Consider the following 21,586-nt stretch of genomic DNA (forward strand, 5'->3'; position numbering starts at 1 on the left):
CCGGCTATTTTACGACAGGTTGAATAAGTAGCTATCTCATTGTTCAATGCCACTTCTGAGTAGAAGTGGCATTTTTATTGCTATGTATGGTTAATTAATTAGATTAATCTGGCTAATTGTTACGCTATTATTCATTGATCTTAGTAATAATACACAAAACGAGCTATTTCTAGCCAAGTTCTTCTGAACACAAGACCTGCCACCGACTTCTGCATATCGTTTATAAATGCGCTAACTTTAGGCTTTCAACTGCTTTATTCTCCTATTTTATGAAGGGACGTATTATCTACTCCTGCTTATTTTTCTCGCTTTTTATGGCTGGGTTGAGCACGCTTAGCTTTTCCCAGACAATTTCTAATGTCACGTTCCCTATTTCTTCTGCCTGTGCGGGTACCAGTACCGGCCTATTGGTTTCCTATACAACCAGCACTTCTTTTGCTGCTGGTAATGTATTCACCGCTTATCTGTCGGATGCTACTGGTACGACATACACAACCGTTATCGGGAGCGTTACAAGCAGAACGGCGACCCCAATTAATGCGACAATTCCTTCATCGGCAGTTATCGGTTCAGGGTATAGGATTCAGGTACGAGCAAGTAGCGGCACATTTGCAAACTCAGGGGCAACCCTTACACTTAGTCAACCACTTGCGCCAGGTGTGACAACACCATTCACGTATTGCGAAGGCGCTCTGGCTGACCAATTAACAGCAAGCAAATCGGCAGGGGGAACACTAAACTGGTATGCAGCCAATCAGACAACCGGAGCCACATCAACGCAAGCGCCCACGCCCAGCACAACAGCCGCGGCCATTGGTAATACCATTTACTACGTTAGCCAGACAATTAGCGGCTGCGAAAGTCCCAAGGCTTCCATTACCGTTACGGTAAGAAATAAGTTAAATGCACCAACCGCTAAATCGCCACAAACAATCTGCCAGGGTGAAAGCCCGAAATCGTTAACAGCGACATTAAGCGATGGCGGTACGCAGCTAAAATGGTATACTGCTTCATCTGGTGGTACCCCATTAGCAGCAGCGCCACAACCATCAATCACCTCAACTTATTATGTTAGTCAGTCAAATTCTACGGATTGCGAAAGCGACCGGACAACCGTTGTCTTTCAGGTCATCGATCTTCCCAGCGCCCCAACTGTAAAAAACCTCTCTTATTGTCAAGGGGTAACAACTGATCCATTAAGCGCAACGCCTACGGGCACGAACTCGCTCTTGTGGTGGGGAACGTCTGCATCGGGCGGCAGCTCAACCACAACGGCTCCCAGCCCCAACAATCAGTCCAGCGCCACATACTACGTCAGCCAAGTTGACAACAATGGCTGCCAAAGCGCCACCCGGTCGCCCATTTCTGTTAGTATCGTGGCAACGCCCACCGAGCCCACCGTTCAGGCTCCCCCGGCTGTTTGTGCTGGCTCGCCCGTTGGCTCATTAACCGCCACCGTAACGTCGTCTGATTATGAATTACGCTGGTGGGGAACGTCTGCTTCAGGCGGCAGCTCAACCACAACGGCTCCTACTGTAAGTAATACGCAAACGGCTACGTACTACGTCAGTCAGGTAGATAAAGTGGGCGGGTGCTCCAGCGCCAGAAAGGGTATAACGGTTACGATCAATAGCCTACCGGCCATACCGACCGTTTCGAGCCCCGTGATTTATTGTCAGGGCAAGCCAACACGGCCATTGCAGGCAAGTGCTAGCAATGGAGCTACCTTAAACTGGTACGGTACCATCGACAAGGATAAAGGGGGCAGCGCAAGCGCTCAGGCCCCATCGCCCCCAACCGACCAGGCAAAAACGAGCCTGTACTACGTAAGCCAGACCAGCGATAAAGGGTGCGAAAGTGAAAACCGGGCAGTCATAACCGTTACCGTAAACAAAACACCCGATCGCCCATCGTTTACCACACCACGCGTCTATTGTGAAGGCGAAACTGCCGATCTCCTGGCAGCAACAACCACCGGAACGCTGAACTGGTATGGCACTGATTCAACCAGTAGCCCCAGCACATCGGCAACCAGACCACAAACAGGCGCATCCTTCGTTGGTACCCAAAATTACTACGTTTCCCAAACCGTTTCGGGCTGTACCAGCAGCATTCAGACTATACCGGTGCAGGTGAAAGATACGCCAAACGCACCCAGCACCTCGTCCATTGACTTTTGTCAGGGAACGGGTGCACCTGCCTTATCGGCTACACTGGTAGCGAACGCGACTGCCAATTGGTATGGCACAAATTCATCAGGTGGCCTGGCATCGCCCACAGCGCCGGTACCTGCCAATAACAACGTCGGTACTACGGTTTATTACGTCAGTCAAACAGTATCCGGTTGCGAGAGTCCCCGCGCTACACTTAATGTTCGGGTGAAAGCGACGCCCGGCGCACCGGGTGTAAACTCACCTAGTTTCTGTAATAGAAGCCAGACGCAACAACTAACTGCTACGGGTGCGGGTTTAAAATGGTATGATGCGTCGGATAATCTATTGAACGGAGGAGCACCGACACCCAGTTCAGATGCCGTGGGAAGCCAGACCTTTAAAGTGTCTCAAACAATTGAAAGTTGTGAAGGGCCGAAAGCAACGATTACCGTTACCATAAAACCTATCCCCGACAAGCCCGGCGTATCAAATCCAGTTTATTGCCAGGCCCAACAGGACCAGCCACAACAGAATATTACATCGTTAGCCGCCAACGTTACCGGGTTAGGCTTTAAATGGTATACGCCATCCGGCTCGTTGCTTTCCAGTGCTCCTATTCCCAGTATTAATCAGTCTGGTACCCAAAAATACCTGGTTAGCCAGACCATTAATGAATGTGAGAGCGATAAAGCAGAAATTCAGGCGACTATTCTAACGCCATCCGCTCCGGCTACGCCAAAGTCGTTGGTCACGTATTGTATCAACGACAAAGCTGTACCGTTAGAAGCAACGGGTGAAACAGGAAGCCAGCTACGATGGGTTGACCCCTATGGTAATGTAACTAATAACGCTCCTACCCCATCGACGTTGAACACAAATGTGCAGCTTCAGGGCGACCCATTTTATGTCTATCAAATTGCCTCCTATGGTTGTTACAGCGCTCGGTCTACAATTCGTGTTGTGGTCAATACCACCCCAACGTTGTCATTATTTGCGCCAACAACCACTGTCAACCTGGGACAGAGAACGCCTTTACAACTCAAATTTACAGGATCGGGGCCCTATAGTTATAGCCTTACCGGCGGTTATTCCGGTACCGCACGCAGCGACACAACGATTTCCGTGTTACCACGCGGCAACACATCATACCTGGTAACGTCTGTCGTCAATGGCTGTGGAACAGGGCTACCGGGCAACACGGCAACCGTATCGGTCCGCGTACCGACCGTATCGACCAGCAACTTAAACGCAACAACACTATGCGCAGGCACATCCCTTTCAGTTCCGTTTACTACAACTGGCGAGTTTAATCCGGGCAATGCGTTTAGAATCGAGGTGGTTAGCCTAGCTGACACGACAAAGAAGTACGCAGCTTCGACAAGTGCCAATAACTCGCCGGTTACCACCTTGTTACCAACAACGTTGCCGGGAGGCCAGTATTACGTTCGGGTAAAAGCCGATAATCCGGAAATAGGCATTACAGGCAGCAACAGCCCTACTATCCTCACCATTCGTTCACTGCCAACGGCCACCCTTAGCGGTACGCAAAACATTTATGAAGGTATACCGGCAAACTTGACCCTTACGTTTGGCGGAGATGGCCCCTGGAATGTAATCTATGCCGACAGCCTGCGCAGCTACCCGTTAACGGTGACCAGTAGCCCTTATGTTGTCGAAGCACGGCCTGCTCGCACAACGACCTATCGGCTAACGAGCGTGAGCAATAGTTGTGGCAACGGTACTCTTTCTGGCACAGCCGTCGTTTCAGTATTACCGCTGCTGGGCGTTGATGACAACTCACTCGATCCATTGGTGAAAGCCTATCCGGTCCCTACAGAAACGATCCTGATCCTTGAATTAAACTTACCCCTAACGCGTGACCCGGCTATAGTAACCCTGACGGATTTAACCGGAAAGCCTGTTTTACAGCAGGCGACACGTAACCAACGGAATGAATTGAATCTTGTCTCGCAGCCGAGTGGTGTATACTTTATGCGCATACAGGTTGGGGATAGGCAAACGGTTCGAAAAATAATGAAACAGTAAACCCTGCCCGATTGCCCACACACATGCCCGACGAGTATTACATGGAGATGGCACTGGCATTGGCCGAAGACGCTGCCGACAACGGAGAAATTCCGGTCGGTGCACTTGTCGTTTGCCGCAATCGGATTATTGCCAAATCCCGGAACCAGACGGAGCAATTAGTTGACGTGACAGCCCATGCCGAGCTAATGGCTATAACATCGGCTGCACACTACTTGGGGAGTAAATACCTTCCTGATTGCACCCTATATGTAACTTTAGAGCCTTGCGTTATGTGTGCAGGGGCTCTTTTCTGGGCGCAGCTTGGCCGTTTGGTGATTGGGGCCAGTGATCCAAAGCGCGGCTATAGCCGCTTTGGATCTGCTCTACTACATCCTAAAACCCGGCTCGAAACAGGCGTACTCGCCGAGGAAAGCCAGGCGTTATTGATGAAGTTTTTTAATCGCTTAAGAACATAATTCGCCGTAGGGTTGTTAACTCAACCGAATAATCTTCCATCTAACTAATTAGCAATAATGGCTTTTGTACTAGACCCACTTCCTTACCCAAGCGATTCGCTCGAACCGAATATCGATAAGCAGACAATGGAAATTCACCACGATAAGCACCACAATGCCTACGTGACGAATTTGAACAACGCCATTGCTGGCACTGATATGGAGAATAAATCCATTGAGGATCTACTGGCCAGCGTGGGCTCCGCACCTGTTGCTGTCCGTAATAATGGTGGTGGTCACTATAATCACACCCTATTCTGGAACACGATTTCGGGTAGTGGCGGTGGTCAGCCAACGGGTACACTGGCTGAAGCTATCACGCAGAAATTTGGTTCGTTTGATGCCTTTAAAGAAGAATTTACAAAGGCGGCTACAACACGTTTCGGTTCAGGTTGGGCTTGGTTAATTGTTACGCCAGAGGGTGAACTGGCCATTACCTCAACGCCAAACCAAGATAATCCCTTGATGGATATTGCCGAAGCGAAAGGATTTCCAATCATTGGTCTCGATGTATGGGAACACGCCTATTACCTCAAATATCAGAACCGTCGGCCCGATTATATTGCCGCTTATTTTAATGTTGTTGACTGGGCCGCTGCCGAAAAACGGTATCAACAAGGCAAACAAGCCTAACAAACAACGAATCGTGAGTTATAAATGATGGGTTTTGTTGATTAGACCTGCAAAAAAACCATTATTTATAACTCATAATTCACAAATCATTATTACTTTTGCACTCCTAAAACGGTGATTGTAGCTCAGTTGGTTAGAGCGCCGGATTGTGGTTCCGGAGGTCGCGGGTTCGAGCCCCGTCTTTCACCCTTCACAGTAAAGGCCTTGATAATTCAAGGCCTTTTTTGTTTTCTCTCCTAATCTATATTCAGAATCAGACGTTTGGCTGTTTTAGGTCTTTCGCATTGTAGTATCGGTATGACATCATAGCCCTGAATGCAACTATTTGCACTAAACTAAATCCATATGCTTAAAAAATTCGTATATTTTGTTTAAGTATTTTTGATTTCTATTAAACAAAAAAGTTTTTTTTGTCGTTTAGTAGTTGTAATTTGTGATACCTTAGCACGTTCACTTAGAGCTTAAAACTGAGATGTTGAACCAGTAAACTGGTCTAAGCGAAAGTCCTTGCCTTCTTCAATTCATGAGTACATACTCAATTAGAGATTTAGAACAACTTTCAGGCATAAAAGCGCATACCTTACGCATTTGGGAACAGCGGTACGCCATTCTCTCGCCTGATCGGACGGATACGAACATTCGTACTTACGGTGACGATGACCTGAAACGGGTTCTTAACATTTCATTGCTCAAAGACCATGGTTACAAGATCTCTGAGATTGCAAAACTCTCTTCTGATGAGTTAAATCGTGAAGTTGTCAAGATTTCGGAACGACAGCTGAATTATCCAGATCAGATTCATGCACTGACCATCTCGATGCTGGATTTGAGCGAAGAGCGCTTTGAAAAAATTATTAGCGCTAACATTGCTCAGTCGGGCTTTGAGAACACAATGGTGAACATTATTTACCCATTCTTGAGCCGCATTGGTACGCTCTGGGTAACGGGCTCCATTGGACCAGCCCAGGAGCATTTTATTACGAACCTGATCCGGCAAAAAATCATTGTGGCCATTGATGGGCTGAGAGGCACGCCCGACAAGCCCGGCAAAACGTACATGCTGTTTTTACCAGAGGGCGAATTCCATGAGATTAGTCTTCTGTTTGCCCATTACATTATTCGCTCGCGATCCAACAAAGTAATTTATCTTGGGCAGAACCTGCCGCTAAATGAGCTGGTATTCGCCCATCAGATCCATCAGCCCGATTATATTTTTACGGTCTTGACGTCGGTTCCGGCCAATCATGAAGTGCAACCCTTTGTCAATCGAATGGCGAAGGCCTTCCCAAACTCACAAATACTTCTGACAGGCTATCAGGTCGTTGGCCAGGATATAGAGACTCCGGGAAACACAGCCATCATCAATCAGATTAACGAATTGATGCGTATTTCGAGCAATTGACCGGCGATTTCTTCGAAAGTGAAGCCCTGCGCTAGGCTATTGCCTGGGCAAAGGCAAGAGCTCGTCGTTCGGCGTAGGTGTATGCGTCACGAACTACCTGAAAACCAACATGGCCGCCGGTTGAGGGCGTTTCCAGAAAAATATAGGGATGCGTTTCCGCAAGCCAGGCAGGTGAGCATTCCGGCGACAGAAGTGGGTCGTTCTGAGCGTTTAGGAGCAGGGTTGGTACGCTGATGCCGGGCATAAAATTGACGGCTGATGCCTGAGTATAGAAGTCGTTGGCGTCCCGATAGTTATTGACTGGTGCCGAAAAAAACTCGTCGAAATCCCGCCACTGTTTTACATCCTTTAACCGGGTCATGTCCAGCCGACCGGGAAATAGGGCCGCCTTTTGACTAATTTTAAGGACTAACTTCCGCCTGAACCGGTTTCGATAGAATCGGTTTGACGGCCGATCCAGTAAAACCGCGCTGGCACCCAGATCGGTGGGGGCCGAAATTGCTACTCCACCTTTAATCACAGCAGGCAGCTGACGGCCGTGAACCCCAAGGTATTTCAGCGTAATATTGCCCCCCATGCTATAGCCAACCAGGACAACCTCGTCATACCGTTTTCGGCGAAGTGCATGGGTGATAACTTCGTTCAGATCGCCAATTTCACCGTGATTATACAGCCGAAACGCCTGATTCATTTCGCCACTACACGAACGGCAATTCCAGGCCAGTACATCGTAATTATGTTCGGCAAACAGTTTGGCCGTGCCTCGAATGTATTGCCGATTGCTGTCGCCTTCCAGGCCATGCGTTAAAATGACCAGTCGATTTTTTCCGTTTTCCAGCCAGTCTAAATCAACGAAATCACCATCTTGCAGGGTTAACCGTTCGCGTTGATACACAACGCCCAGCACCTTTCGCACCAGGCTTGGCATGATGGTTTGTAGGTGACCGTTATACTGATAAGTAGGTGGGCCAGGATAAGTAGACGGAATAAGTGGCATATTGGTAAACAACGGATACTTTTATGGCGTTGTTTCAGAACATATCAACGCAATGCAGTTCGCAAAATATCTTTCCGTCACCATTGCCAGTACAATCAAATTTGCCGGTGGTCCCTTGTCAGGAGCCGCGCTGGGCCTGACCTGGATCGAAACGGCCATTTGTACCATGCTGGGTATGATGATTAGTGTCGTTCTGGTTACCTATGCGGGAGCCGCGATACAAGCCCTTGTCAAACGGTTCAGGTCGGCCCCTCCCAAGCGGTTTACCCGGCGAACACGCATGGCTATTCGAATTTGGAAACGCTTTGGTATGAATGGTATCGCGTTTCTAACGCCCTTGATTTTAACACCAATTGGCGGCACAATTCTGGCCTTATCGTTTGGGGTCAACCGAGGGCGCGTACTGGTATCTATGCTGGTTAGCGCTGTTCTATGGGCAATTGTTCAGACCCTGTTTTTTTATCTGATTCCCGGATTAAAAGGGGTCGTTGGTTAAGCGGGGCTTATCGGCTCACGGTCTGTGGGACAGAAGCTGTTTTTTTGCGAAAATCGCCTTGAGAGAAATATTTTTCGATTAGGCAGTACATCAAAATGAAGAAGTAGCGGCTGCCCATTTCTTTGATCTTCAGTTTCGACTCGCCATACTTCCGATTTGTCCAACTGTTCGGCACTACGGCATATGAATAACCCCGGACGATGGCCTTCAATGGGAGTTCGACCGTTAGGTTGAAATGAGGAGCCAGAAAAGGCTTTATACCCTCGATTGTTTCCCGTTTATAGAGCTTAAAAGCGTTGGTCGTATCGTTGTATTTGATGCCCATCACCATCCGGACGATAAAATTTGCAATTCGGTTAATGAATTTTTTTAGGGTTGGATAATCAACCACTTTACCGCCTTTTTCCCAACGGGAGCCAAAAACGGCATCTACATTGGAATCCAGCATTTTGTTGTAGAACCGCACCAAGTCTTCGGGGTCATCCGAAAGATCGGCCATAAACACGGCGACGCAATCCCCGGAGAATCGTTCCAGGCCATAACGTACAGCGTACCCGAATCCATTCGGCCCGGGATTGGTGTAATAGACAAGCGTCGGAATCTCCGTTGCAGCCAGGCGTTCGAGGACAGCCAGCGTACCATCTTTCGAGTTATCATTCGTCACACAGATTTCGTGCGGAATCCCGTGTTTGGCCAATGTCTGGTAAAGGATACGGAGCGTTGGCGGCAACGACTCTTCCTCATTGTATGCAGGTATGACGACGCTTAGTTTCATAAACAAAAGTAAAAAGAACTATGTCAAAATCAGCTTTTTGGTTTCCAGTGATCAGCCACGTCGGGAACCGCCTGACGAATACGAGCCAGTAAATCGGGGGATAAAGGGCCTAGTTTTTCAGCCTGACGGTTCGCTAAAACCTGTTTCTCGTTACGCATACCGGGAATTACGACGCCTACCGCTTCAGAAGACAAACTGAATCGCAAGGCCGAAGTGGCAAGACCACCAGGCTGTTCATCCAGAAAAGCTAGCTTTCGGGCCGATGTTAACAGCCAGTCACGGTCGCGGTCGGGTAAATAATACCGGTATTGATCCTGCGGGAAAACTGGATCCTGTGTCAGGTAAGCTGGGTTCAGGAAACCCGATGCTAGGGGCACCCGCCCTATAAACAGGTAATCGCCAGCATTAGAAGCGGTAAATAGCAACTCTTCCGCCCGACGATCCAACGCGTTATAAATTACCTCCAGCGCGCTACCAAAACCAGCTTCCAGAACGCGCTTGGCTCCATATACAGAACGTGAACTAACCCCGTAAGCCCGAATTTTTCCGGCCTGTTTTAGTTTTTCAAAAGGGGTTGGGTCGTAGTTGGCCCAATCGAACGCATCAGGAGGGCTATGCAGTAAAAGAAGATCGAGCGTGTCTAGACCTAACCGGCTCAGACTTCCTTCAACGGCTTCGACCAGATACGCTGCACTATAATCCTGAGTCGGCTGGCCGTCCGGCAACTGTCGATTCCCAAATTTTGTGCAAACGAGTTTAGTTAAGTCGGGCTTTTGTGCAAAAGCTTCCTGCAAAATCCGTTCAGACTGGCCGCGGCCGTAGCTGTCAGCCGTATCGAAGAAGTTGATACCCTGCTCCAAGGCGCTGTGCACCGCCCGAATGGCATCGGCTTTATCCACTTCGCCCCAACCGGTTGGGTTACCATTTACAACATTTGGCCCGCCAAACTGCCAGGTACCGAAGCCCAGTCGAGATGTTAGCTGCTCTTTTATGGATACACTCATAGTAAGCGAACAGTCTGGTATTGGTTGAATTAGCCAGCAAAGTCGCTTCATTCAACCAATACCAGACTGCATCTATAGGAATAAGCTTGACTACTCTAAGAATAGCCTAAGCATATTCTTATGTAAAATTAATAAACGGCGTCGGCAGCCGGCGTGATAATAATTTTCCCTTTGATGAGGCTGCGCTGACCTGGGAATTCAGCAAAGAATGCATTACGCCCGTGCATAACCCGGTCATCGTGGAAGAATACGGCCTCGCCTTTCTTCAGTTGAACAGGCAAAATAATACCGGCATTCATGATCCGACTTTCGAGGAACTGGTGAAAACGCTCGCACATGTCCAGCACTTCCGGTGAATTTTCTTCTCGCGACAGACAGAAGTAGTTCCAGTTGGCCAGATAACCTTCTCCGTCTTTATCAATGATCTTCCGCACTTTGCGAGCGCCCCCTTTGGAATGGACAACGTCCGTGCTCATCAACTCTTCCAGTAAAGCGTCTTCGCCATCCAGCTTCATGCACTCGATCAAGTTGGGTAAATCAAAGAAGGTAGTTGCCCCACCGATTTTTGCGTTAGATGCACAATAAAAGAAGTTAACGGCCTCTTCGCCCCCTAACTCAACATATGAATCATCTGTGTGCAAGGGTTGGCGGGTATTGCTAGACCGGTAGCGATCAGGAATTTGTGGATCGTAGGTAATGTCAATCCAGCGATTTCCAGTCATCTTACCCGTAGCCAGATCTTCGTCGGCAGCATGAATACGGCCAACCGTTTCCGATAGTTTGCTGTAGAAATCGTGTACGGGCAGGTCTTCACGGAAATCAGACAGGAAAACCAGTTTATTATTCTGAACGGCTTCTTTTACGTTCTGAATCGTTTCTTCCGGCGTTGTATAGGCAACTTGCTGAAAAAAATTCATAGCCTCTTTAGTTTCGTTATTTAGTTCACAAAATAGGAAAAGTGTAACAATTGCCCAAATGCGGGTAACCGAGTTACTCAATTATTTAGAATACGGTGTAGGCCGATAGCCACTACGCCGTAAGCACGCTGTAGAACAGGCGGAGTTAAATGGTCGTAAACAATCGTTTTCAAATCGGGCCAATTTGGTTTCGCCAGCGAGTAATACTGAGTAACCAGTTTTAACTTTCCCAGGTAAGAACCACGGAACTGCCTGCTCTTCAACATCATCCGATAATAACGGGCTATGTTTTTTCTCAGCAGCCGATCATATTGGTAGTTCAGTTCGCGGTTAATATTGCTGTACATATCAATCCGGTTTTGCAGAAAAACGGCGTCATCATACTTATCCGTAAAGCTGGTGCCATTGCTGTTTTTCCGGTAGACCGACATGACATCCGGCAAATACCCGATTTTTCCCATCTTGGCTTTCAGAATCAACCGGGGAATGTCGCCACTGACTGATTCACTAAACCAGGCGGGATATTCTTTTATAGAATTCCGATACAGCGTACTGGAGGTAGCCATAAACCAGATTTCATCTTCCCCAATCAAATCTTCTATCGTATAGAAGGGCTTCATATCAGGCCCGTTGAGCACGTGTGACGGACTTCCATCCTCATACGTGATCAGGGCATTATGAAAAGCCATCGAATAATCGGGGTGAGCGTCCAGCAGATCGACCTGTTTTTGTAGTTTCAGGGGATCAGTCAAATAGTCGTCGCCGTCGATCAACGCATAATATTCGCCGGTCGCCCGCTTTAGCGTTTCCAGAAAGTTAATCCCGCCATTTTTACCCATGTTACGCGGGTGAAGCACCCCTTTCACTAAGCCGGGATGCTGGCGCTCGTATTCCTGAATGATCTCCCGTGTACCATCGCTTGAAAAATCATCGCCGACTAAGATTTCGATTGGAAACGTAGTCTTTTGAGCCAGAACACTGTCAATGGCCTGGCGAATGAAATTTTTCTGATTGTAGGTAATAATCAGGACACTAACTTTTAGCATAACAATCGGGATTCGGTTTATAAACAACCGCTAAAGCGGCTTCTTTGTCTATAAACCGTAAGCTATAAACTAAACAACAGCCTCCGACGTAGCGTTTTTAGCCGTCTGAATCTGCGCTTTCCAACCCTGTGGTTCTTCTTTATCGGCGGGTGTTGCCCAGGGATCATAGAATGGTAGAATAGCCACCCAACGTCCGGCAGGATCATCCCAGCTAAAGCGATCAGCAAAACTTGATGGGCTAACCCAGTGCGGTAAATCATACCGGAACAGGATCAAATCGCCAATATCCTGGAAACCTTCTGTTTCAACGATATGGTCATTGATAACGTAGCCGGTTCCACCGGATGTGTAATCCTTTCCGTACTGATTCAGCGCTAGAATCGTGCCTACTTTCTGCGGGTTGAGCGGGTGCCAGTGCCGACCGAAGAAGCTTCCTCCCAAGGGGTAGTGCGTTACCTGCGGGTGAAAGTAAGGCTGTCCTTTGCGAATGCCATATTCTTCGTTATTTCCGGTTAGGTCATTCCAGAATTGGCGCATTGGCGTGAAAACCTGCATAAGCTGTTGCTGCGTTGGCTCTTCAAGATCCAGAATGGCATCGAAGGTATGGTCATGAAACAATTGCGGTGCCTGCTGAATCTTGGCAATGTGCAGCCGCTGCTTATGCTGATTGTTGTCAAATGGGTCAGGACCTTCGGCTAACGGCGTTTTAGAGGCCCATTCGTGGGTTGTCCTGATAACGCTCCGCAATGTCTCCTCCGGAATGCCCGTTTTAATGATAACAATGTTTGGCTCATTGACCAATCGCATCACTTCTTCATAGGGAACTTCAGGAACGATTCTGCCGTCCTTGAACTCCGCATCAATTTTTATCAGGTATTTTGCAACTTCTTTCATAGCAAAAAACGTATAAATGCGCGACTACCCGCGGCTGTTTTTACTTATTTAAATTGTGTCACAAAGTAGGGCGGTATCTGGGGAAAACACAACCCTCCCGATACTGATTTTCATCAGCCTGCGGGCTGAGTTGCGTAGCCAAATCCCGATGCACCAAATCCATTTCCGTTATACAACATTACCCACTGGTCGTTCTGTTTGAAAATGTGGCAATAGTCCATCATCATTGAGTCCCAGCCCTCTGCTGACCGTTCGATTCCCGCCTGATCATCTTTGCGCTCCCAGGTGATGCCATCTTTCGATTCGGCGTACCCAATTCGGTAACTCCGCTGAACATCGGTCCGGTAGTTGGTCGCATTGCGATACGAAAAATACATTTTGTACAAATCGTCACCACTCGAATCGGTATCTTTATACACCGTTGGCCGACCAATGGCATCCGTAAACTGATCGTAACCAACACAAACGTGGCCGGTACGTTTCCAATTGAGTCCATCGTTCGACTCGGCGTACTTCACGTCGTAAAAAGGTTCGGGATGACCATTGATCACCTCGATCTTTGTACATGAAAGGTACCACATCCGCCACCGGATGGAGCCATCGGCCTGCTCTTCTCGCATAACGCAGGGTTGTGCAATCCAGACCTGGTCATAGATGGACCGATCAAGAATTGGTCCCGTATATTTCCGTTCAAAGGTCAGCCCCCCGTCACGGCTAATAGCCAGGCCAATGGAAAGCCGATAACTGGCCGTTTCGCTTTTGTTCCAGCCCGTGTAATACAACCAGATTTCGTCACCTACAGGTAAGAACCAGGAAGGCATGGTTCCTGTTTCGTCAAACATGCCAACAGCGCCCTTTGTCAGGCACGGTTTGTCATGAATATAGATCACCTCAGACAGATTATCGGGATTCAGTTCAACGAACGAAACAGCCGACGCAACTTCGTCATCGCGGGTAGAAAAATAGACCCGCACTTTATCCGCCATTGGATAACCAAAGGGAACCTGCGCGTGGGTGCGGCTAAATGGTTTCGAACCGTCGGGTTTATAAACTAGTCCTTGCTTTTGCCAGGTCATTCGGATCAGGTCTTCTATAAGGTTAAATACCCACCATCTTCCGGCCGTATTTTATAGTGACACGGTCGGAAGATGATGGGTACGTTTATTAAATCGTTGGGGCTAAGCGGGAAACCATGCTGCTGTGGATTTGCGACATTGTCTCCTTTAGATCAAATGTCCAGTCCCAGCCGGGATAGTGCTGTTTGAACTTAGTCAGGTCGGAAATATACCAGATATGGTCACCGCTGCGGTTGGTTTCCGAATATTGGTAGTTCATCTTGTTGCCCGAAATTGTCTCGCAGAGCGCAATGGCTTCGAGCATGGAACAGTTCGCATACCGGCCACCGCCTGCATTGTAGACTTCGCCCGGACGCGGGTTCTGGTAAAAATGCCAGAACATATTCACGAGATCCCAGCTATGGATGTTGTCCCGAACCTGCTTGCCTTTATAGCCAAAGATGGTATACTGATTTCCGGTAATGGCGCATTTCATCAAATACGACAGAAATCCATGCAACTGGGCGCCGGAGTGATTTGGGCCGGTTAAACAGCCACCCCGGAACACACCGGTATTCATTCCAAAATACCGACCATATTCCTGCACCATGATATCGGCTGCTACTTTCGATGCACCAAAAACCGAGTGTTTGGTATGGTCGAGGCTCATGTGTTCATCGATCCCGTTTTCGAAATAGGGATGGTCGTGATCAATTTCCCAGCGTGTTTCGGTTTCGATAAGCGGCAAAAAGTTAGGGTTGTCACCGTATACTTTATTCGTCGATGTAAAAATAAACACAGCCTCGGGACAGTGCAGGCGGGTCATCTCCAGCATGTTGAGGGTCCCAACAGCATTAACGCCAAAGTCGGTAAATGGCTCACGGGCGGCCCAGTCGTGGCTGGGTTGAGCGGCCGTATGTAACACCAGTTTAATATCGGTGCCGAATTCCTGGAAAATTGTTTCCAGTTGAGCTACTTCCCGAATATCGGCGGACCGGTGCTGGTAATTGGTATACGCTTGGGCCAGGCGGTTGCGGTTCCATTCTGTTGAGCCATCGGCGCCAAAGAAGTACTGCCGCATATTGTTGTCTATACCAACAACTAAATCAAATTTATCCGCGAAGAAGGCCACCGCTTCGCTACCGATCAAACCGGCAGATCCCGTAACTAATGCAATTTTCATATCGTTTTCAGGTCGTAGTGAAAGTTCCCTATTCAAAAAATTCTATTTTTCAAGAATTTGACTGAACAAAGTAACGCAAAAATCCAGACTTACATTCCCTTTATTGTCCTATTTAAGCAAACAGAGGATGCAATTTAGCAAGCGGAAAAACGACAGCGATGGAATCAGCGTCTATTCGCCAATCCATCGCTGTCGTTATGTCAATTGAGTGATCAGGAAAATTAGGCACCCTGACCTATTGTACCAGCTCCAAATAGTTTTTGACGGATCTTCTGCGTCCGGGCATCTAGATCTGGATTAGGCGTGTATTTGTATTTTGTCTGCACAGCCGCCGAGTCTCTACCAGCGCCATATACTTCTGGGTCACCCGCCCGATAGCCAGCCCGATAGTCGTCGGCCCGGAAATCCTTTTGACGGATTGAGTTATATTTTTGATAGTCGCAGGATGTCAGCGATAAGGCCGCTACAGCCAACAAACCTATGCTTAGTACGCGTTTCATAGCCACTTGATTACGAATTGATTCGGCAAAAATAGGTTAGACCACTTAGGTTTCCAAACAAGAATACTCAGTTCTTACCGCGCTGAGATAGGATACGTTTATTTTTTCGACCGGTTTGGCAAGCTCTAACGAATAGACTCTTGTCCAGGCTGGTGGAATCACCGATACGATCACTCAGTGGGCCGGGTTCTTCAGGCGTTCAATTTCTGACCAGACAAAACCTATTAACTCCTGGATATGCTCATAGGAAAAGTCGAATGGCACATCGGCGGCTGCATATATCTCCCGAATGGGCGCTTTATAACCCAGACTTAACGCACTCTTGTAGCCGGCCAAACCCGCCTTTGGGTCGCGCCGGTAATTGCGCCACACGCCAATGGCACCTAATTGGGCAATACCATATTCGATGTAGTAAAATGGCACTTCATACAGGTGTAACTGCCGCTGCCAGATGTATTCCTGGTAAAACGCAAAGCCGTCCCAACTGGTAACCGTATCGGCAAACTGATTGTAAATCCGGACCCAGTTTTCACCTCGTTCAGCGTCCGTATGCGTCGGGTTCTCATAAATCCAGTGCTGAAACTTGTCAATCGTGGCTACCCAGGGCAGCGTCTCAATGATGGATTCGAGGTGCTGAAGTTTGGCGCGACGCAGTTCATCCGGATTATCAAAAAATACATCCCAATGATCCATCGATAATAACTCCATACTCATAGACGCTAATTCAGCAACTTCCATGGGCGGATTCCGAAAGGCTTTCAATGACAGATCACGCGTGAGAAACGAGTGAACGGCATGGCCACCTTCGTGTACCATCGTGACCAGATCACGCAGGCTTGACGTAGCATTCATGAAAATGAACGGCACTCCAATTTCTTCGAGTGGGTAGTTGTATCCGCCCGGTGCTTTCCCTTTTCGCGACTCCAGATCAAGGTGACCCATGGCGCGCATGATGCGCAGGTCGTCACCTAGTTCACGATCAAGCCGATCAAAACACTCGATTGCTTTTTCGAGGAGTTCGCTTCCGGTCGAGAACGGTTTCAACGGCGCGCGACCTTCTAAATCGACCTTGGCGTCCCAGGGCCGGAGCGGGTCAACTGAAGGATCAGACGCCTGTAACTTTAGTTTGCGTTCTTCGGCGAGCTTGTTCACGAAGGGCACAACGGCCTGCGCTACGGAGTTATGAAAATCAAAGCAGTCCTGCGGACTATAATCGAATCGACCCAGAGCCGCAAACGCGTAATCGCGAAAGTTATCGAAGCCAGCATTCAGAGCAATTTGATTTCGCAGATCGCGCAACCGGTCGAAAAGCTGATCAAGCTCCTCATGATCCTGATAACGCCGTTCCCAGATTTTGCGCCAAGCCTCCTCCCGCACAGCCCGGTCCGTCGATTGAAGTCGGTCACTGGCTTCGGGAAGGGTCATTTCGCGGCCGTCAATCGTTACAGTCATCGCCCCAACGATTGCTCCGTATTTGCGCTCTTCGGTCTGAAGTTCGGTTTGGAGCGGGACATTTTCATCTCGGTAAATCTCAATAGCCTTCTTCATTCCCCGCACCATTACATCGTAGCCATCGTCGGTTAGCTGGCTTAGGAACGGGCTGTTCACGGCTTTCAGGTCCAGCTCGTTTCCATAGGTCGTCATGGGTGGCTGAATGTCTGAAATGAAGAAATTCAGTTTATCCACCAAATCTTCATTGGCGGTATCGCAAGTCATGCGAATGTACCGCCACGCAAAATTTTCGGATAAGTACGACTCCAGTTCGCTCCGGTCAATCAGCCATTGTTTCAGTTCTTCGGCATTGTCAATCGAGCGATCCAGCAGTTCTTCATAAAGCGGCTTTACATCATCCCAACTGCTTAGTTCAATGGTTTCCCCAATGAATGAGCGTGTTGGCCGGGCCGGCAGGTTTAGGGTTTGATTTGCTGTCATAAGTATTGTTACGTAGCGTGGCTAGATTTTAGCTTACGTTTTACGGGGTTTATATGGGTCAAAAGCTACGTTACTGTAAGTCATTATGAAACTTTTTTGTTCATAAACTTGCAACTACGAAAACGTTCGTATATGTTTACTACGAAATTATTCGTAGATAGATATGAAGCCAACCGACTCTGAACTGGAAATCCTGCATGTACTCTGGGCAAACGGTCCCAGCACCGTGCGGCAAGTACATGAGAAACTGAGCCAAAGCCGCGACATTGGGTACACAACAGCCTTGAAACTGATGCAGATTATGCATGAAAAGGGGTTCTTATCACGCGAGGAAGACGCCCGCTCACACACGTATGCAGCCCTTGTCAGCGAAGAAGATACCCAACGGGGGCTGGTTGATCGCTTTGTGGAAACGGCCTTTCGCGGATCAGCGTCGAAACTGATCATGCAGGTGTTGGGGCATCATAAAGCATCGCGTCAGGAGCTGGACGAAATAAAAAGACTACTAAACGATCTTGACCGCGATTCGTAGGATCTTCCCTGATTTACCTAACTGATCGATCATCCGTGGAAACCACACTTTGATTTGCTAAACCAACAGACAACACGTTTATGAACTCGTTCAATTTTCTATCAAGTCCGGTTGCCGACGCGCTTGGCTGGACCCTGCTTCACGCGGTCTGGCAAGGGTTTGCGTTGGTACTACCCGCAGCGGTGGCCTTACATCTGCTGCGGAGCCGGTCGAGCGCCCTGCGCTACCGAATCGGCACGTTTACGCTGCTCAGCCAGTTGCTGGTTTCGACCGCTACGTTTATCTGGTGCTATACGCCGGTAGCTACGATCCACTCCTCGACGTCTGTGATGATGACGGTTCAGGCACTGCCCGTTCGCTGGCAGTCTGTTGCACAAACATTACCCTGGCATCAGCAAATGCAGTTGTTTTTGGCGAACCACCTGGGCCAGTTTGTGCTCATGTATCTGATTGGCGTAGCCCTTTTCGGACTACGGCTGGCTGGTGGCTGGCTATACTTACAACGACTCACCCAAACTGCTACCCAACCCGCTGCGTCCATATGTCTGCAACTCGCCAACCGCATTCGGTCGACGCTGGCTATCAAGATCGTCGTTCAGGTACGGGAATCAGCTCGCACTACCGTTCCTATGGTCGTTGGTGTCCTGAAGCCTGTTCTGCTACTGCCAGTTGGCCTGGTTACCAACCTCACATCGCGCGAAATAGAAGCCGTTTTAGCGCATGAATTGGCGCACATCAAACGCCATGATTACGCCGTTAACCTGCTTCAATCGGTAGTAGAAGTACTTTACTTCTTCCACCCGGCTCTATGGTGGCTGTCGGCGCGGGTGCGGGAAGAACGCGAACATTGCTGTGACGATCTGGCGGTGCAGGCCTGCGGTGGCGACGGTCGCATTCTGGCGCAGGCTCTGGCGCATGTCGAAGAACTCCGGCTAACTCCGGCACCCTCAGCTCCGGCGCTGGCCATGGCCCTAACAACCAACCGGCAACAGTTACTACACCGGGTTCAACGAATGCTGGGTGTTCCAACCCGTCCGTTCGTTTCCAACGGCAGTTTGGCCGGTTTAACTCTGGCAACGATTCTGTTGATGAGCATATCCGTTTATGCAATGCAAAAACAGAATCAGCCCAAGCCCACCAAGAGTTCATCACCGTCAACCCGTCGGCACAAGACTGGCAATGGGAGTGAGTTTAGCATGATCGACAACAAAAAGGTCGATTACATTATCTGGAAAGGCCAGAAACTACCAGCCAGCCGCATTGCCCGATTGCAAAAGCAATTCGACCTGGTTATGTCAGGCCAACTTTCGCTTGATGCTGTAAAACAACCTGATCGGGATATTCTGCTCACCATAATAGAAACGAATCAGGGCCATCAGGAAGGCATGGAGGCATTAGCAGAAGGCTTAAGCCACATTGACTACAGCAACATTGTCGCATCAGCCTTGAAAAACGTCCCCCTTAGTCCAGATGGAACTGTGGAGGGATTGGCTAAGGTGGATTATGATTCGATCATCAATAATGCATTTGCATCGTTACCGACCTTAAACGCTCTGTCCGACTCTCACGATAAGCTCAATCAGCGTCTGCTTGATACGGATTCTCTTCCCGAAGAATTCCATAACAAGTTCTTGGACCTCAAGCTTAAATACGATCAATTACATAGCCAGTTAACTGCGAACGAAAAGGCGATGGAAGATTACATTGCGAAAATGAGGGAACCTTCAAATCAGCGCCAACGCCTGTATCTGGAGCAGCGTAAATTACAGGAGGAGATGGCATACTTGCAAAAACAAGCTTCCAGAGCCGACTTCCGTACGCTCAACGATGCGCTTTTAGCGGAAATGGCCACTGCCGAACGTAATCTATCAGAAGCCCGTAAACGACTGAATGAATTTACCTACAAGGAGATTAACCCGTATTCAGACAGTTTGTCTAAAACGTTTAAGCGATTGAGACGATTAAGAGACTCTATCCGAATAAATGAAGAACAGATAATCCGATTAACGCCTGAAGCACTTGAAACCCCGGAACCACCGAAGGCCAACATCCATACTCCACGGGGAGTCATTGCACCAGCCGCCCCCATCCCCCCAGCGGCATCAGTGCGTGCAATACCCGCTCCAAAGCCAGCCCCGGCGGCTCCCGCACTGGCACCAACACCTGCGGTCCCGGCAACTTCCATACGAGGCCGAAGAATGGCAACTCCGAAGCCCGCGCTGCCACCAGTCCCCGAACGGCCGTAGTTCACTAAATAAAAACAAGTAGGCAGGAAGCTGATGGCTTCCTGCCTACTTGGTACGATATTCTTATGTATTGTGTCTACGGGACCGTGTCCTCACGGCCTATAGACTTGGCTGGCGCTTGTGTGGTCCGTGAGGACACGGACCACGGACAAACCTTATAATTAGTCGATTTCAATCACGACATCGCGGCCAACGGGGTGTGCCACGCAAGTAAGTACATATCCGGCTTTTAATTCTGATTCCGAAAGGCCGTCTTCTTCGTCCAGTTTAACTTTTCCCGAAATGCATTTGCCCAGGCAAGCGGTACACATGCCCGCCTGACACGAATAGGGCAGATCAATATCCAGATCCAAAGCAGCTTCCAGAATGGTTTGATGGGGCGCCACGGCAAATTTATACTCGCTGCCCTCATACAGTACCGTCACTTCAGGCGAACCACTATCGCCCGCAGTTAGTGGTTCCTCCACAACTTCACCAGCCGCAACAGGCGCCGTCGCGTAGCTTTCCTTATGGACACGCTCCGCCGAAACACCGACCAGCGACAAGGCCGAACGGGCTTCGGCCATCATACCATCGGGACCGCAGAGGTAAAAGCTCGCATTCTGAAGATCGGCTTTAGGCAACTGATCGAATAATCGGGTAAGCGTGTGCTGGTTTAAGCGCCCTTCGGCTCCTGCCCAGCCAGCCGATGGCTGACTCAGCACGTGGGTTACCTGAAAGCGCGACTTGCCGTAGGCCTGCTCCATGGCGTCCAGATGGGCTTTATAAATAATTGACTCCTCGTTGCGGTTGCCGTAAATAAGCCACACGCGGCTGTTTGGCTCCACGTGAAGGGCCGATTTAGCCATCGAAAACAGGGGTGTAATGCCACTACCCGCGCCAATCAAGACAATAGTCCGGCGGCTTTGCGGATCGAGTTTTGGCACAAATGTGCCCATTGGCTCCAGCGTTTCAAGAATGTCGCCCGGCTTAATGCGGTCGAGGAGATAATTGGACGCCAGTCCACCCGGTACACGCTTTACAGATACCGATAAAGACACATCGACATGGGGCGATGAGGCCATGGAATAAGATCGACGAACTTTTTGACCGTTTATGTTGAGCAGAAATGTCAGAAATTGGCCCGGCTGGTAGCGAATTTCCTCGCTGATGGGATGCCAGAAACTTATGGTTACCGCGTCGCTCGTTTCCCGATTGACGTCTTTTACTTTTAAAAAATACCGATTTGCCATTACTATTCAGGTTGTCTTTCACTACCGGGCGAACCAATCGAGCAGA

At 49.0% G+C, this 21,586-nt stretch carries 18 protein-coding genes and 1 tRNA gene; 8 read left to right on the plus strand and 11 right to left on the minus strand.

Annotated features, from left to right (window positions below):
- Positions 1 to 269: 269 nt before the first annotated feature.
- From SD10_RS26015 to SD10_RS26035, 5 genes are all read left to right on the plus strand, one after another.
- Positions 270 to 4,199 (plus strand): Ig-like domain-containing protein, encoded by a 3,930-nt coding sequence (locus SD10_RS26015; protein WP_046578054.1) that lies wholly within the window; start codon positions 270 to 272, stop codon positions 4,197 to 4,199.
- Between the two features lie 23 nt (positions 4,200 to 4,222).
- Complete coding sequence (locus SD10_RS26020) at positions 4,223 to 4,657, plus strand: nucleoside deaminase (RefSeq protein ID WP_046578056.1); 435 nt, start codon at positions 4,223 to 4,225, stop codon at positions 4,655 to 4,657.
- A gap of 57 nt (positions 4,658 to 4,714) precedes the next feature.
- Positions 4,715 to 5,329 carry a superoxide dismutase gene (locus SD10_RS26025; RefSeq protein ID WP_046578057.1) on the plus strand — a complete coding sequence of 205 codons (615 nt, stop codon included), beginning with the start codon at positions 4,715 to 4,717 and terminating at the stop codon, positions 5,327 to 5,329.
- Between the two features lie 113 nt (positions 5,330 to 5,442).
- Positions 5,443 to 5,518, plus strand: a tRNA-His gene (locus SD10_RS26030).
- 334 nt (positions 5,519 to 5,852) lie between these two features.
- The gene (locus SD10_RS26035) at positions 5,853 to 6,731 is read left to right on the plus strand and encodes a MerR family transcriptional regulator (protein WP_046578059.1); all 879 of its coding nucleotides are present in this window, start codon (positions 5,853 to 5,855) and stop codon (positions 6,729 to 6,731) included.
- A gap of 31 nt (positions 6,732 to 6,762) precedes the next feature.
- Here the strand turns inward: SD10_RS26035 and SD10_RS26040 are convergent, their stop codons facing one another.
- Positions 6,763 to 7,728, minus strand: a complete 966-nt coding sequence (locus SD10_RS26040) for a YheT family hydrolase (RefSeq protein WP_046578061.1) — start codon at positions 7,726 to 7,728, stop codon at positions 6,763 to 6,765.
- A gap of 52 nt (positions 7,729 to 7,780) precedes the next feature.
- Between SD10_RS26040 and SD10_RS26045 the strand changes: the two genes are divergently transcribed.
- Positions 7,781 to 8,224, plus strand: a complete 444-nt coding sequence (locus tag SD10_RS26045; RefSeq protein WP_046580179.1) for a hypothetical protein — start codon at positions 7,781 to 7,783, stop codon at positions 8,222 to 8,224.
- Between the two features lie 7 nt (positions 8,225 to 8,231).
- Here SD10_RS26045 and SD10_RS26050 read toward each other — a convergent pair whose 3' ends face one another.
- From SD10_RS26050 to SD10_RS26090, 9 genes are all read right to left on the minus strand, one after another.
- Positions 8,232 to 8,999, minus strand: coding sequence for a glycosyltransferase family 2 protein (locus tag SD10_RS26050; RefSeq protein ID WP_046578063.1), 768 nt, complete (start codon positions 8,997 to 8,999; stop codon positions 8,232 to 8,234).
- Between the two features lie 29 nt (positions 9,000 to 9,028).
- The gene (locus SD10_RS26055; RefSeq protein ID WP_046578065.1) at positions 9,029 to 10,003 is read right to left on the minus strand and encodes an aldo/keto reductase; all 975 of its coding nucleotides are present in this window, start codon (positions 10,001 to 10,003) and stop codon (positions 9,029 to 9,031) included.
- Positions 10,004 to 10,131: 128 nt separating this feature from the next.
- Positions 10,132 to 10,920 (minus strand): TauD/TfdA family dioxygenase, encoded by a 789-nt coding sequence (locus SD10_RS26060; protein WP_046578066.1) that lies wholly within the window; start codon positions 10,918 to 10,920, stop codon positions 10,132 to 10,134.
- A gap of 77 nt (positions 10,921 to 10,997) precedes the next feature.
- On the minus strand, positions 10,998 to 11,966 hold the full coding sequence (locus SD10_RS26065; RefSeq protein WP_046578068.1) for a glycosyltransferase family 2 protein: 969 nt from the start codon (positions 11,964 to 11,966) through the stop codon (positions 10,998 to 11,000).
- A gap of 69 nt (positions 11,967 to 12,035) precedes the next feature.
- Positions 12,036 to 12,860, minus strand: a complete 825-nt coding sequence (locus SD10_RS26070; RefSeq protein WP_046578069.1) for a hypothetical protein — start codon at positions 12,858 to 12,860, stop codon at positions 12,036 to 12,038.
- 113 nt (positions 12,861 to 12,973) lie between these two features.
- A complete protein-coding gene (locus SD10_RS26075; protein WP_046578071.1) occupies positions 12,974 to 13,936 on the minus strand; it encodes a glycoside hydrolase family protein in 963 nt (320 codons plus the stop codon).
- 88 nt (positions 13,937 to 14,024) lie between these two features.
- The gene (locus tag SD10_RS26080) at positions 14,025 to 15,098 is read right to left on the minus strand and encodes an NAD-dependent epimerase/dehydratase family protein (protein WP_046578073.1); all 1,074 of its coding nucleotides are present in this window, start codon (positions 15,096 to 15,098) and stop codon (positions 14,025 to 14,027) included.
- Between the two features lie 221 nt (positions 15,099 to 15,319).
- Positions 15,320 to 15,598, minus strand: coding sequence for a hypothetical protein (locus SD10_RS26085; RefSeq protein ID WP_046578075.1), 279 nt, complete (start codon positions 15,596 to 15,598; stop codon positions 15,320 to 15,322).
- Positions 15,599 to 15,772: 174 nt separating this feature from the next.
- Positions 15,773 to 17,530, minus strand: coding sequence for a M3 family oligoendopeptidase (locus tag SD10_RS26090; RefSeq protein ID WP_046578077.1), 1,758 nt, complete (start codon positions 17,528 to 17,530; stop codon positions 15,773 to 15,775).
- A gap of 163 nt (positions 17,531 to 17,693) precedes the next feature.
- Between SD10_RS26090 and SD10_RS26095 the strand changes: the two genes are divergently transcribed.
- Both SD10_RS26095 and SD10_RS26100 read left to right on the plus strand, forming a co-directional pair.
- A complete protein-coding gene (locus SD10_RS26095) occupies positions 17,694 to 18,062 on the plus strand; it encodes a BlaI/MecI/CopY family transcriptional regulator (protein ID WP_082111696.1) in 369 nt (122 codons plus the stop codon).
- A gap of 80 nt (positions 18,063 to 18,142) precedes the next feature.
- Positions 18,143 to 20,308 carry a M56 family metallopeptidase gene (locus SD10_RS26100; protein WP_046578081.1) on the plus strand — a complete coding sequence of 722 codons (2,166 nt, stop codon included), beginning with the start codon at positions 18,143 to 18,145 and terminating at the stop codon, positions 20,306 to 20,308.
- 161 nt (positions 20,309 to 20,469) lie between these two features.
- Here SD10_RS26100 and SD10_RS26105 read toward each other — a convergent pair whose 3' ends face one another.
- Complete coding sequence (locus SD10_RS26105; RefSeq protein WP_046578083.1) at positions 20,470 to 21,540, minus strand: ferredoxin--NADP reductase; 1,071 nt, start codon at positions 21,538 to 21,540, stop codon at positions 20,470 to 20,472.
- Positions 21,541 to 21,586: the final 46 nt, after the last annotated feature.

The sequence above is a fragment of the Spirosoma radiotolerans genome (assembly GCF_000974425.1).
Classification (GTDB): Bacteria; Bacteroidota; Bacteroidia; order Cytophagales; family Spirosomataceae; genus Spirosoma; species Spirosoma radiotolerans.

Bases quoted from the DNA above. Each gene is read 5' to 3' on its own strand.
- SD10_RS26015 (WP_046578054.1), top strand. From the start codon at position 270: ATGAAGGGACGTATTATCTACTCCTGCTTATTTTTCTCGCTTTTTATG.
- SD10_RS26020 (WP_046578056.1), top strand. From the start codon at position 4,223: ATGCCCGACGAGTATTACATGGAGATGGCACTGGCATTGGCCGAAGAC.
- SD10_RS26025 (WP_046578057.1), top strand. From the start codon at position 4,715: ATGGCTTTTGTACTAGACCCACTTCCTTACCCAAGCGATTCGCTCGAA.
- SD10_RS26035 (WP_046578059.1), top strand. From the start codon at position 5,853: ATGAGTACATACTCAATTAGAGATTTAGAACAACTTTCAGGCATAAAA.
- SD10_RS26040 (WP_046578061.1), bottom strand. From the start codon at position 7,728: ATGCCACTTATTCCGTCTACTTATCCTGGCCCACCTACTTATCAGTAT.
- SD10_RS26045 (WP_046580179.1), top strand. From the start codon at position 7,781: ATGCAGTTCGCAAAATATCTTTCCGTCACCATTGCCAGTACAATCAAA.
- SD10_RS26050 (WP_046578063.1), bottom strand. From the start codon at position 8,999: ATGAAACTAAGCGTCGTCATACCTGCATACAATGAGGAAGAGTCGTTG.
- SD10_RS26055 (WP_046578065.1), bottom strand. From the start codon at position 10,003: ATGAGTGTATCCATAAAAGAGCAGCTAACATCTCGACTGGGCTTCGGT.
- SD10_RS26060 (WP_046578066.1), bottom strand. From the start codon at position 10,920: ATGAATTTTTTTCAGCAAGTTGCCTATACAACGCCGGAAGAAACGATT.
- SD10_RS26065 (WP_046578068.1), bottom strand. From the start codon at position 11,966: ATGCTAAAAGTTAGTGTCCTGATTATTACCTACAATCAGAAAAATTTC.
- SD10_RS26070 (WP_046578069.1), bottom strand. From the start codon at position 12,860: ATGAAAGAAGTTGCAAAATACCTGATAAAAATTGATGCGGAGTTCAAG.
- SD10_RS26075 (WP_046578071.1), bottom strand. From the start codon at position 13,936: ATGACCTGGCAAAAGCAAGGACTAGTTTATAAACCCGACGGTTCGAAA.
- SD10_RS26080 (WP_046578073.1), bottom strand. From the start codon at position 15,098: ATGAAAATTGCATTAGTTACGGGATCTGCCGGTTTGATCGGTAGCGAA.
- SD10_RS26085 (WP_046578075.1), bottom strand. From the start codon at position 15,598: ATGAAACGCGTACTAAGCATAGGTTTGTTGGCTGTAGCGGCCTTATCG.
- SD10_RS26090 (WP_046578077.1), bottom strand. From the start codon at position 17,530: ATGACAGCAAATCAAACCCTAAACCTGCCGGCCCGGCCAACACGCTCA.
- SD10_RS26095 (WP_082111696.1), top strand. From the start codon at position 17,694: ATGAAGCCAACCGACTCTGAACTGGAAATCCTGCATGTACTCTGGGCA.
- SD10_RS26100 (WP_046578081.1), top strand. From the start codon at position 18,143: ATGAACTCGTTCAATTTTCTATCAAGTCCGGTTGCCGACGCGCTTGGC.
- SD10_RS26105 (WP_046578083.1), bottom strand. From the start codon at position 21,540: ATGGCAAATCGGTATTTTTTAAAAGTAAAAGACGTCAATCGGGAAACG.